Below are 10,707 nucleotides of genomic sequence, written 5' to 3'. Positions count from 1 at the left end.
TGGCTAGACTTACCCGTATTAGAAGGTATGGCGCGCGCCAATAAGCGTAGTGCCGCTGACCGCTTTGAGCAGCAGGCAACAGAGTTTTTCACTAGAGTCCATCAAGGGTTTAGTGTTCTTGCCAGCGAGCAGCCTGAACGCATACAGCGTATTGATGCCTCAGGTAGTACCGATGAAGTCGGCGCGCGTATCTGGCAGACAGTACAAGATAAATTTGAGCTAGGTTAGTGCTGGTTTTACACTAGGTTAAAGCTATCAGATTAATGCTATAGTTGAAATACTTTAAAGTCGCTACAGTATTGCTGGTGTAAATTTTTTGCAGCCTCTGTCTGCGTAGCCACAGCAAGCAAGAAAAATTTGCACCAGCAGTACGTGTTGTATCGATATTACTTTTCACCGACTATATTTGGCACTGTTATCTTTATTTTACAGTAATTAAGCAAAAAGCCCCAACTCAGTAGTTGGGGCTTTTATATTTTACGGATTCATTGCTTAAAAGCAGTGTCTATGCTTTATTGCTATCGATATCATTGGCTATATTGTCGCCACTTGAATCGGGTAAACGATTGGGGTCAAGTGCCCCTTTTCTGTTTTTCGGTGCGCTGCCATTACCGTTCGTATTGCTAGAGATCTTCGTTTTCGAGGTTGCCGTCGAGTTATCTGATATTACACCCTTATTAGCAGCTTGAGTAGAATCCTCTTTAGGCACCATCGTTTGAGCGTTTACTTTTTCGGATTGAGCTTCTATATTAGTGCCTTTTGTAGCATCTGAATCTACTGTAGGTTCTAGCGTAGTGGTTTCATCGCTATCATCTGTCAGATCTACTTCTTGACGTTTTTCAGGGGCTTTCGAGCTGGATTCAAAGCTGGCATCCGCTACCGCGCGCGCTTGTTCTTGTTGCGGCGTCACATCAACCGGTTTTGGCTGTACTTCATCATCGACCACTAAGGAGACAAGTTTACGATCACGCGGCACAGTACCATCGAATTTGTCAGTAATTACGTGCAGTTTGCCTTCTTTATCGACCGTATAAAGCGGGACAAATTGCTTATTATCGGCTTTATATTGCTTAAAGCTATAGCTGTCCGTAATATTGGTAATTTTGATACGTGCCTTTTTGGACAGCATACTGGCAAGCTTGGTATAGGTGACGTCTTTACCAAATAACCACTGCGAATGGAAGTTTCCTTGCTTGTCATCGCGCTCACTTTTGACTTTTTCATCGCTAAACTGTAAGCGATACAATTTGCGCTCACCAAACTCATGACTGTAGTGAATCTCAGATAAAGTATTGAGCTCTTTATCCATACTCATGGCAAACAGACGACCGATACCGATGAGATCCAAATGGTGGTCAGCATGGTCAGAAACAGGGTTGCCAAAATAGGTACGTAAGCCACTCATGCGCGCGCTGGCAATATTGGTATAATTATTATGGGCGACGATGACATCAAACCCCTGATCCTTTAACGAGGTGGCGACCAGTAAAGCGATAGGGTTTGAGCCGACCACTAAGATACCGTTGGTTTCAGGCTCACGGACACCCAAGAAATTGCCGACCATTTTAGCACCCAAGCCTTGAATCATTACCGTGCCGATAATGATCAAGAATACTAAAGGCACAAGCAGCTCAACTCCTTGAATATCATACTCTTGTAGACGTATGGCAAACAACGATGAGATGGCAGCGGCAACGATACCACGTGGACCAATCCAGCTGATCATCATCTTTTCTTTGGTTTTTAAATTAGAGCCGATAGAGGAAGCCCAAACCGACAAGGGACGAGCGACAAACATGACAATCGCCAATAGTACCAGCCCGGCGAAGCCCACGCTAAGCAGACTTTCCAGCTCAACACGGGCGGCAAGGATAATAAACAACACCGATACCAACAAGATGGTCAGTGATTCATTAAACTCTAAAATGGTATCACGCGGGAATTTAGGCCAGTTTGCCAGCGCAACGCCAAGGACGGTCACTGTCAGTAAACCAGATTCGTGCTCTAAATGGTTGGAGATTGAAAAGAGTACCAGCACAAAAGCAAGGGTAAAAACATTACGTAAAAATTCAGGAATCATATGGCGACGCATTAAAAATGCTAATGCCCATGCGCCAGCTAGACCCATTGCTACTGCCAATACCACAATTTTGGCGAACAGCAAAATACTGCTGGCTTCACCGCCTGAGATGATATATTCGTAGACCAATACCACCGCAATCGCGCCGATAGGGTCAATGATGATGCCTTCCCATTTCAAAATGTTAGAAATGGTTTTGTTTGGGCGCACACTGCGCAGTAGCGGCATAATGACCGTTGGACCTGTCACACAAACCAAGGCACCAAACAATAAAGCAATGATAGGATCGACATCAAAGAGTAAATACGTCGACAGCGCCACGATAGCGATGGTGATGAGGACGCCGACCGATACCAACAACTGCACCACAGAGCCGTGTTGTTTGATCTCCTCAAACTCTAAGGTCAGCGACCCTTCAAATAAAATAATCGCCACGCCTAGTGAGATAAAGGGAAACATCAGCTCGCCCAGTACCAAGTCAGGATCGAAAACCCCTAATACTGGACCAACAATAATACCAATCAGTAATAAAAACAAAATGGACGGTTGCTTTAAATACCAAGCCAACCATTGGGCGGCAATACCGATCCCAACCACGCCGGATAACAGTAGGGCGGTATCCATAAATTAATCCTTTTATAATATGGTCATGCTGTATAGTGATTTAGGATTGCCGTATTCATTACAGACAGACAGACAGCCTGTTTGATTGATTGCTAACGCGAACCATCGCTATTAACAGTTACAGTAAGAGTCACAGCATGAGTCATGTATACTATATAGTAGCAAACATAAGATAATAGCAAAGACAAACGCACTTCTAGCCAAAGTAGCAAAGCTCTAAAAATATCAAAGCCCAACGCATAAAAGCTAGCAGCGCAAAGAGGGAAGATGTAGCAGAATAACAGTCAATCTGGGCAATGTAGTATTAATAATAAGTGCTTATCATTAACTTTTATTCGCTTTTAAGGGTATTTTGCTGGTTATCATAACATGATTTTATTTTATATAACTTCGTGCTGACTGTCACCCAAAGCGTTGTAGCGCTCTTGCAAGCACAGACAATAGCAGCAGAATAAGTAAGCACATAATGTTATTGATCAACAAGCTTATCCTGAAATTGTTCTGAGGGCTTGCTATGATAAGTCAGCATTTTTAATAATTAAGATGAGCACTGAATAATGAGCGTTGAATCATTAGAAAGCTGAGCTGCAGTCAGCAAAAAATAATCGATAAACTCAGGTAAAATAGCTGCTTATCAGTCAAAACTGGCATCGCTTACGTTGCGTGAATAAACACTGAGCCAGCTGTTCAAAAAAATGATAAAGATTACTTGGATGAGGGATAAAATGCCAATAAATACCGCTAAAATGCAAAACATCGCCAGTACGATGCAGCGTTTGCTACAACGTAGTAGCCTCGCAATCGCTGTCGCTACTACGATGGTTGTTGGTATTAACCTAAATATGATGCCAAGTGCACAAGCAGCTGTTACCACAGCGGATTTTTCGAATTTGGTACAGCAGGTCACGCCAGCCGTAGCACGTGTGAATGTAACCAAAACGGTGAGCGAGGCTGAGCTTGCCAAAGCCCAAACGGCTGAGCTGTTACGGAAATTCTTTGGTGATCGCCTGCGTATCCCTGATCAAGCAGCGACGCCAGCGATTGAGCATGCTTATGGCACGGGGTTTTTTGTGACCGATGATGGTTATATGCTGACCAATCACCATGTGGTGGCGGGTGCAGACAAAATCACTGTGACCCTCAATGACAGAACAGAGCTTGATGCCACCTTGGTTGGCAGTGATGAGCGCTCGGATGTGGCGGTGTTAAAGGTTACGGGCAAGAAATTCCCAGCGCTGCCGATTGGCGACTCTAATAGCCTAAAAGTGGGTGAGCCGGTACTGGCGATTGGCTCACCATTTGGCTTTGATTATTCGGCATCGTCAGGGATTGTCAGCGCCAAATCACGTAACTTTTCGCGTGAAACCAGCGTGCCTTTTATCCAAACTGATGTGGCATTGAACCCTGGTAATTCAGGCGGACCTTTATTTAACCAGCGCGGTGAGGTGATTGGTATCAACTCGCGTATTTTTAGTGGGACGGGCGGTTATATGGGTCTATCGTTCTCCATCCCGATCGATGCAGCGATGGATGTTTATCAGCAGCTTAAAGCCAATGGTAAAGTTGAGCGTGCCTACTTAGGTATTTATCCGCAAGACATTGACCGTAATCTCGCTGAAGCCTACAACTTAGCGCGTCCACAAGGGGCATTGCTGACACGCGTGTCACCTGATTCACCCGCCCAAAAAGCGGGGCTAAAATCAGGCGATATTATCTTGCAATACAATGATGTTCAAATTATGGAAGCCTCTGACCTATTAAATCTAATTAATCGCGCGCGTCCCAATGACGTCTTTCGTATGCAAATTCAGCGTAATGGTAAGCAATCTCTCGTAACTGGCAAGCTTAGTGACGTCTCAAGTGACATGCAGCCAGAAAACCGTGGTCAGCAGAATAATGAGATAAGTTTGGGCTTGGCACTGAGGAATCTGACCCCAGAGGAGCAAGTAGAGCTGGCGTCTGATAATAAAACGGGTGTTTTGGTCACAACGCTTGAGCCAACCGGATTGGCGGCACGTTCGGGCATATTGGCAGGCGATATTATTACCAATCTTCATCAAAAACCGATTAAAACCGTCAATGATTTTTCGACCGCTGTGTCGGTATTGCCCAAAAAAGGCGTAGTAACCATTGAGGTGATGCGCCAAGGCATTCCCGGTATTATTGGTTTACGCATAGAATAATTAGAAAGACTGTTATCACTGGTGGCGCAACGGTCTGTTTGCTTGTATCGATAAGCCATCAATATGTTGACGATTAGTTAACGCATCAAAAAAGGTTTTATCGCGACTTAGTAATTAGACTAAACTGGATGTTTAGCTTAAAAGCTTACTATTCTCAGTTTCACTTTAGATTGATAGTAAAATGAGAGTAAAGTAGCTAGGCAGTTTTTCGTAGAATAGCTTGCTTAAGCATTAATTGATTGATAGCGGTCAATCCAAAATATGCTACACTAGCAGGCGTTTTTATGATGAGCTAACCGTTGTATTCATGCCAAATAAACATGACATCAATGACGTTAGCAGCCATACAAAAAAACCGTATTAACATCGAGCAAGATATCACCAATGGCGTTTATGAGCATGCGTAGTATTGATCGTATTTATGCAAATTTTTCACCATAAACCGTTCATAACCAGCATTGGTACTTGCACACGACCTATCATGTGATAGCTTTAATCAAAGCTAGGATACTAGAGTAAGGCACAGTTATGAGCACAGCATACGACGATATTAAAACCCGACTACAAGGCTCAATGGTAGCCTTGATAACGCCCATGCTTCGTGACGGCACGGTCGATTATAAACGTCTGGCAGACCTCATAGACTGGCAGATTGAACAAGGCACTCATTGCCTTGTCGCTGTTGGTACGACTGGTGAATCCGCTACCTTGTCGATGCAAGAGCACAGCGATGTCATTCGCTATTTTGTGCAACATGTCAACGGTCGCATACCTGTGATTGCTGGTACTGGTGCCAATAACACCACTGAAGCCATCAAGCTGACTCAAGATGCGGCAGATGCTGGTGCAGATTGTGCTTTGCTCGTTGCCCCTTACTATAATAAACCGCCGCAAGAAGGCTTATATCAGCATTATAAAGCCATTGCTGAAGCCGTAAATATCCCGCAAATGCTGTATAACGTCCCTGGACGTACGGTCGTTGATATCGCACAAGAAACGGTTGAACGCTTAGCTGATATCGTTAATATTGTTGCCATTAAAGATGCGACCGGCTCAGTGGCACGCGGTGAGCAATTAATCAAAGCTGTTGGCGATCGTCTAGTTGTCTTATCTGGCGATGACGTTAGCGCACTTGAACTAATGAAAGTTGGTGGCAAAGGTAATATCTCTGTCACTGCCAATGTGGCACCAAAAGCTATGAGCGAAACCTTTACAGCGGCTTTGCGTGGCGATTTTGACGCTGCCAATCAAGTACATGATGTCATCAAGCACCTGCACCGTGACCTATTTATCGAATCAAGTCCTATTCCAGCCAAGTACGCTTTGCATAAAATGGGAATGATTGATAAAGGTATTCGTCTGCCATTGGTATGGCTGGCTGAGCAACATCATGCAACGATTGACAATGCCTTGGTTCGCGCTAACTTATTATAAAATGATGCATGTAGATGCTAATGTAGAGAGATAATATGATGAAAGTATCATCAATGACTGCAAAAATAATCCCAACTATGCTGACTGTTGTGTTGGGTAGTACGTTAGTATTGAGCGGCTGCCAAGCGACAAAAGACTTCATTGGCAAACGTGATAATGGTAGCTTAGAGTATCAGCAAAGTAAAAAATTGGCGCCATTAGAGTTGCCAGCTGCTCAAGAGACAGCGCCATTTGTACCGTTATATCCAACTCCTAATGTAGGCGCCAATACGCTTAAATTAGAGAATGAAGCAGGTAAGCAGTACCAACTGCCACAACCGCAGCGCGCCGTTGCTGCAAGCAGTGCTGAATAAATAGTTTTTTAACCTTATCAATGCCGCTAATGCTTTTATAAGCTATTAGCGGTCGCTGCGCGTTTTTACCACATAAGCTTGAACGAACAGGAAACTCCGTAATGCAAAAGCAAGAACTGCTATATAAAGGCAAAGCCAAATCTGTATATGAAACAGAAGACAACGACCTGCTGATCTTACATTTTCGTGATGATACTTCAGCCCTTGATGGCAAGCGTATCGAACAGCTCGCGCGTAAAGGTGTGGTAAATAACCGCTTTAATGCGTTTGTCATGCAAAAGCTTGCTGAAGCTGGTATTGAGACTCATTTTGAAAAGCAGTTATCTGAAGATGAAGTCTTGGTCAAGCGTTTAGAGATGATTCCGGTTGAGTGCGTGGTGCGTAACTTTGCTGCCGGCAGTTTGGTACGCCGTCTGGGTTTAGAAGAAGGGCAAGCGCTAACGCCGCCAACTTATGAGCTTTTTTATAAAGATGATGCGCTTGGCGATCCAATGGTTAATGAGTCAATCTCTATCTCTCTTGGCTGGGCAACCGATGCACAATTAGCAAAAATGCAAGAGCTGAGCCATCAAGTGAATGAAGTATTGACCTCACTATTTGATGCCGGCGATTTGATTTTGGTTGATTTCAAGCTAGAGTTTGGTGTATTCCATGACCGTATCGTTTTAGGTGATGAGTTCTCACCAGATGGCTGCCGTATTTGGGATAAAGTGACCAAGAAGAAACTCGATAAAGACCGTTTCCGTCAGTCTTTAGGCGACGTGATCGAAGGCTATGAAGAAGTCGCAAAACGTATTGGTGTGCCATTAAGTTAATGAACGTATGGTTTTTAATATAGCTAAAAAATAGTCAAAACAAAAAAACTGAGCTATGAGCTCAGTTTTTTTTATGTCATTCAATAAATTAGCTGTCTTTACGGGCTTCTTTGATTTTCTTAGCAGCAAACTCCATGGCATCTGCGGCCTTATCCACTAATGAGCCGACTACTTCTTTTGCTTTAGTAGTCGCAGTATCTGCTAAAGATGACTCTTTATCGGTAGCTTCTTGATTGTCTTTGCCTTTTTTATTAGAAGTATTGCTGTCTTTCTTGCTATCTGACGCTTTGTTGTCTGATTGATTGTTTGAGCTCTTATCTTTATTGTCAGAGTTTTTATTAGCGCTCTGATCTTTTACATCGCTTTTTTTATCTTCTGTTTTATTACTGTCATTGTGCTGCTCATTTTTTTGAGTATTAGAGTTACTCATCGTTTTATCCTTTTGGTGATGTTGTTTTTAGTCTGGTATATCTGCCATTAAGATTACTCTCTGATCGAGTTAAGTGTCTGTATAGCATCAGTTGCAATAGGTAATGATGCTCGCCATTAAACGTCCTTTAATGGCTTTTTATGTTAAATTTATGCTGCTGTGATAATAGAGTGTAAATATAAACCCTTATAAAAAGGTCACGATTGATGTTACTGTCTAAAGCTGCATGGATTGTTTTGGAACCATCTTGGTTTGCTCGTCCCACCTGTGTGGTCGCAGCTGACCTCATTGGCAAAGTATTGTGCCGACAGCTGACAGATAGTGATGGTCAGCAGAGAACATTGCGTATGCGTATCTCAGAGACAGAAGCGTATATCGGTGAAGGGGATGCGGCATGTCATGCGCATGCAGGCACACGTACGCCGCGGACAGAGATTATGTACCATGTGGGCGGTGTATTTTATGTGTATTTGACCTATGGTATTCATCATATGCTCAATTTGGTCAGTGGACCGGTAGACTCGCCTGAAGCAGTGCTGATTCGCGCTGGATTTTTAACGGAAGATAGTAAGCACTTAGTTGATGATAAATTATTAGAGCCTTCTAAACAGCTAAATCACATTAAACAACTAGCAGGTCCGGGTAAGCTGACCAAGGGCTTACAGATAGATAAGACGCTGTATGGTAAGCCCATTTCGCCTGCCTCAATGCTGTGGGTTGAGGATGATGGTTGTCAGCCACCAGTATCATTGCGTCCTCGTATCGGTATAGACTATGCGGGTGAGTCAAAGTATTGGTTGCTACGCTATATATGGGCCGACCACCCCTCATTATCAAAAAAATAACGGAATTTTTAAGTTGGTTTTAAATAGATTTGATAAGGCAACTAATTCAATAAGGCGACGACATGTATAAACTCACGGTTTTTGTACCAGAAGAAGCGTTAGAGCAGGTAAAGTCTGCCTTATTTGCGGCGGGTGCTGGAAAGATTGGCAATTATGAACAATGCTGCTGGCAAGTGCAGGGAATAGGACAGTTTATACCACTAGCAGGTAGTAATCCGCATATTGGTACACAGGACAGTTTGGAGAGAGTAAACGAATGGCGGATTGAGATGGTAGTTGCTACTGCTAATATTCAAAAGGTTATCGGCGCATTAAAGCAGGCGCATCCTTATGAGACGCCTGCTTATGATGTGATTGAGGTGTTAGAGTTTTAACGCCAGCTATCAATCTTTTTTAATTTTAATTACATTATAACTTGGATAGACAAGCTCTATTTTATAGTCTTCACCGCTACGGTGCGCTTTTACCTTTATCTTTTTGTCGCCTTTTTTGTATTTGACGTCTTCAACATGGTAACCCATGCTACGTACTTTATTTGCTGCTTTTTGCTCAATAACATTGATAAAGCTCTTTATCAATATTATTGATAGTATTCTGGTGTTTCTTATAGACGCTACTGTCTTTATAAATATCCTCATAAAGGTCGCTATAAGGGTTATAGCCAGGTGTAGTGACGCAGCCTGTTGTTATCGTCAATAGCACCGCTGCCATGCTGCCTATTACTGTGGTTTTTAATAAAGAGTTGATTTTAATAAGATAATCTCACTAATGATATTGAAATTTCGTATTAAAAGACTATAAGTAGATAGTATGCAATAAACAAAAAAAGCGATAAAAAATGGTCAAATAAACCAAGGGCTGGCTTATTTGACCATTGGCATCAAAGGTTAAATGATGCCAAAATTTAGTAAATGATAGAATCAATCAGCATTATTTATAGTGCCTATCTTAACGCCAACCTTCTAATGCTAATCTTCTCATATTAGTCTTTTTTGATTTTGATCACATTCAAGTTTGGATAGCCAAGTACAATCTCATACTCTTGTGAGCCGCGTTTGGCTTCAATTTCAAACACGCCGCGATTGTTTTTTTGTTCAAACTCGATATTTTTGACTCGATAACCCATACTTTCAACTTTGTTGATAGCACGGCGTTTAATCACAGGATAACGTGCTTCATTTTTGATGCTGTCTTTATCTTGATAGTCGTTTTTGTAATCATCCCAAGCATTCGACCAAGGTTTTTTGGTCGAGATGATGAGTCTCAGATCTGGTGACGTATATTTAAGCTCATAGGCTTGGTTATTCTTTTTGGCAAGCACAATCAGTATGCGGTTGCCGCGATAGCTATCCGTTCTGATATCCATCACATCATAGCCTTTACGGCGCAAGTCCTGACGCAGCTGCTGAATAGCACGGTTGTTTTCAGCCTGACTATAACCACTGTTATCGTTGTATATCGGATAATTTTTATAACCTGGGCCGGCGACGGCGCAGCCAGCAGTAACCCCAACGAGTGCAAGGGCAAGCGAGGCGGGTATGGCCGTTTTAAGTGAGAAAAGTTTTAGTATTTTCATGATGAAATCTCCTAGGATATAAATTGGCAGGATAAATCTCGCACCTGTTACTGCAAAAATTTGTTGATATTTAATGTAGAATAACGGCAGTAATCATGAGTAATACGCAAAAAATGCTCGTAAATTATAGATGTTTGTTCTTTAATTTCGTTATTCTTTAAATATTCTCTTATATACATATAGTAAGACTTAAAGCTCATTAACACATGTCATTGCTGTTAAGAAGTTGTAAATTTTTCTAATAATTGCGTAACCATTCGATACTTTCGGTGACTAAGGTGTTGCTTATAACCACAAAGATCGCTAACACTACTATATTATTTATTGGATTAAAAAATAATTAAAGTGGCTTTCAGATATTAATATG

The 10,707-nt window shown here is 42.3% G+C and carries 10 protein-coding genes; 7 read left to right on the top strand and 3 right to left on the bottom strand.

Annotation, left to right across the window (positions count from 1 at the left end; all coding sequences use genetic code 11):
• On the top strand, positions 1-228 hold a 228-nt coding region (locus VLN09_RS06360), incomplete at its 5' end, for a dTMP kinase (RefSeq protein ID WP_414709095.1).
• Positions 229-505: 277 nt separating this feature from the next.
• On the opposite strand, the gene VLN09_RS06355 is transcribed toward VLN09_RS06360, so the two are convergent.
• Positions 506-2,704, bottom strand: coding sequence for a cation:proton antiporter (locus VLN09_RS06355; protein ID WP_325244770.1), 2,199 nt, complete (start codon positions 2,702-2,704; stop codon positions 506-508).
• Positions 2,705-3,429: 725 nt separating this feature from the next.
• Here VLN09_RS06355 and VLN09_RS06350 point away from each other — a divergent pair.
• The 4 genes from VLN09_RS06350 (at position 3,430) to purC (ending at position 7,489) form a co-directional block, all read left to right on the top strand.
• Positions 3,430-4,887, top strand: coding sequence for a Do family serine endopeptidase (locus tag VLN09_RS06350; protein WP_325244768.1), 1,458 nt, complete (start codon positions 3,430-3,432; stop codon positions 4,885-4,887).
• A gap of 528 nt (positions 4,888-5,415) precedes the next feature.
• Positions 5,416-6,321, top strand: a complete 906-nt coding sequence (gene dapA / locus VLN09_RS06345; protein WP_325244766.1) for a 4-hydroxy-tetrahydrodipicolinate synthase — start codon at positions 5,416-5,418, stop codon at positions 6,319-6,321.
• A gap of 35 nt (positions 6,322-6,356) precedes the next feature.
• Positions 6,357-6,674, top strand: coding sequence for a hypothetical protein (locus VLN09_RS06340; protein ID WP_325244764.1), 318 nt, complete (start codon positions 6,357-6,359; stop codon positions 6,672-6,674).
• 101 nt (positions 6,675-6,775) lie between these two features.
• Positions 6,776-7,489 (top strand): phosphoribosylaminoimidazolesuccinocarboxamide synthase, encoded by a 714-nt coding sequence (gene purC / locus VLN09_RS06335; RefSeq protein ID WP_325244762.1) that lies wholly within the window; start codon positions 6,776-6,778, stop codon positions 7,487-7,489.
• 88 nt (positions 7,490-7,577) lie between these two features.
• Here the strand turns inward: purC and VLN09_RS06330 are convergent, their stop codons facing one another.
• Positions 7,578-7,919 (bottom strand): hypothetical protein, encoded by a 342-nt coding sequence (locus tag VLN09_RS06330; RefSeq protein WP_325244760.1) that lies wholly within the window; start codon positions 7,917-7,919, stop codon positions 7,578-7,580.
• Positions 7,920-8,125: 206 nt separating this feature from the next.
• Between VLN09_RS06330 and VLN09_RS06325 the strand changes: the two genes are divergently transcribed.
• Both VLN09_RS06325 and VLN09_RS06320 read left to right on the top strand, forming a co-directional pair.
• Positions 8,126-8,764 carry a DNA-3-methyladenine glycosylase gene (locus VLN09_RS06325; RefSeq protein WP_325244758.1) on the top strand — a complete coding sequence of 213 codons (639 nt, stop codon included), beginning with the start codon at positions 8,126-8,128 and terminating at the stop codon, positions 8,762-8,764.
• A 62-nt stretch (positions 8,765-8,826) separates the two neighbouring features.
• A complete protein-coding gene (locus VLN09_RS06320; protein ID WP_325244755.1) occupies positions 8,827-9,138 on the top strand; it encodes an NGG1p interacting factor NIF3 in 312 nt (103 codons plus the stop codon).
• A gap of 608 nt (positions 9,139-9,746) precedes the next feature.
• Here VLN09_RS06320 and VLN09_RS06315 read toward each other — a convergent pair.
• Positions 9,747-10,340, bottom strand: a complete 594-nt coding sequence (locus tag VLN09_RS06315) for a hypothetical protein (protein ID WP_325244753.1) — start codon at positions 10,338-10,340, stop codon at positions 9,747-9,749.
• Positions 10,341-10,707 lie beyond the last annotated feature (367 nt).

Source organism: Psychrobacter sp., assembly GCF_035469765.1.
Taxonomy (GTDB): Bacteria; Pseudomonadota; Gammaproteobacteria; order Pseudomonadales; family Moraxellaceae; genus Psychrobacter.
This window is presented reverse-complemented; position numbering and strand designations above follow the sequence as displayed.

Bases quoted from the DNA above. Each gene is read 5' to 3' on its own strand.
- VLN09_RS06330 (WP_325244760.1), bottom strand. From the start codon at position 7,919: ATGAGTAACTCTAATACTCAAAAAAATGAGCAGCACAATGACAGTAAT.
- VLN09_RS06320 (WP_325244755.1), top strand. From the start codon at position 8,827: ATGTATAAACTCACGGTTTTTGTACCAGAAGAAGCGTTAGAGCAGGTA.
- VLN09_RS06340 (WP_325244764.1), top strand. From the start codon at position 6,357: ATGATGAAAGTATCATCAATGACTGCAAAAATAATCCCAACTATGCTG.
- VLN09_RS06325 (WP_325244758.1), top strand. From the start codon at position 8,126: ATGTTACTGTCTAAAGCTGCATGGATTGTTTTGGAACCATCTTGGTTT.
- VLN09_RS06350 (WP_325244768.1), top strand. From the start codon at position 3,430: ATGCCAATAAATACCGCTAAAATGCAAAACATCGCCAGTACGATGCAG.
- VLN09_RS06355 (WP_325244770.1), bottom strand. From the start codon at position 2,704: ATGGATACCGCCCTACTGTTATCCGGCGTGGTTGGGATCGGTATTGCC.
- purC (WP_325244762.1), top strand. From the start codon at position 6,776: ATGCAAAAGCAAGAACTGCTATATAAAGGCAAAGCCAAATCTGTATAT.
- VLN09_RS06315 (WP_325244753.1), bottom strand. From the start codon at position 10,340: ATGAAAATACTAAAACTTTTCTCACTTAAAACGGCCATACCCGCCTCG.
- dapA (WP_325244766.1), top strand. From the start codon at position 5,416: ATGAGCACAGCATACGACGATATTAAAACCCGACTACAAGGCTCAATG.